Here is an 820-nt window from a genome sequence, read left to right as displayed (position 1 = left end):
GGTCGGATCGCGTTGGCCACGGAAACCACCGATTGGCCCGAGACCGAGCGTCCGCGCCGGGTGGGGGTGTCCTCGTTCGGGATTTCGGGCACCAACGCCCACCTGATCCTCGAACAGGCCGATACCGTCGAGGCGCCGGTTCCGGACGAGCCGGAGCTTCCGGTGGTTCCTCTGCTGCTTTCCGGGCGCACCGCGGGAGCGCGCGCCGCACAGGCACTCGCCCTCGCGGATGCGTGCGCCGATCGGGACATCCCGCTCGGTGCCCTGGCGAACGCCTTGTCCCGCGGGCGATCCGGCTTCGAACACCGCGCGGTCGTGCTCGCCACCGGACGGGACACCGCGCGCCGCGGCTTCGAGCGGATCGCCGCGGGCGGATCCGGGCCCGATGTGCTCCTCGGCGAGGTCGCCCCCGGGGCGACGGCCGTGGTGTTCTCCGGTCAGGGTGCCCAGCGTGCCGGGATGGGCCGGGAGTTGTACGCGGCCTTCCCGGTGTTCGCGGAAGCGTTCGACGCGGTGTGCGCCCAGCTCGACCAGTACCTGGAACGGCCGCTGCGGGATGTGCTGTTCGAGGATTCGGACGCGGTGCACCGCACCGGATTCACCCAGCCCGCCCTGTTCGCTTTCGAGCTCGCGCAGTTCCGGTTGCTGGAATCCTGGGGGTTGGCCCCGGAGATCCTGCTCGGGCATTCGGTCGGGGAGATCACCGCGGCGCATGTGGCCGGAGTGTTCGATCTGGCCGCCGCAGCCCGGTTGGTGACGGCCCGTGCCGCGCTGATGCAGGAGTTGCCGTCTGGTGGAGCGATGGTGGCGGTGTCGGCTT

The 820-nt window shown here is 71.2% G+C and carries 1 protein-coding gene; it reads left to right on the top strand.

The genetic code is table 11. From position 1 onward, the window contains the following. The coding region (locus AD72_RS29835) for an acyltransferase domain-containing protein (RefSeq protein WP_037347814.1) at nt 1-820 on the top strand (820 nt) is incomplete at both ends.

Source organism: Sciscionella sediminilitoris (genome assembly GCF_000737195.2).
In the GTDB taxonomy this organism is placed as follows: Bacteria; Actinomycetota; Actinomycetes; order Mycobacteriales; family Pseudonocardiaceae; genus Sciscionella; species Sciscionella sediminilitoris.
The sequence above is the reverse complement of the archived record's forward strand: the minus strand, read 5'-3'. Positions and strand labels throughout refer to the sequence as shown.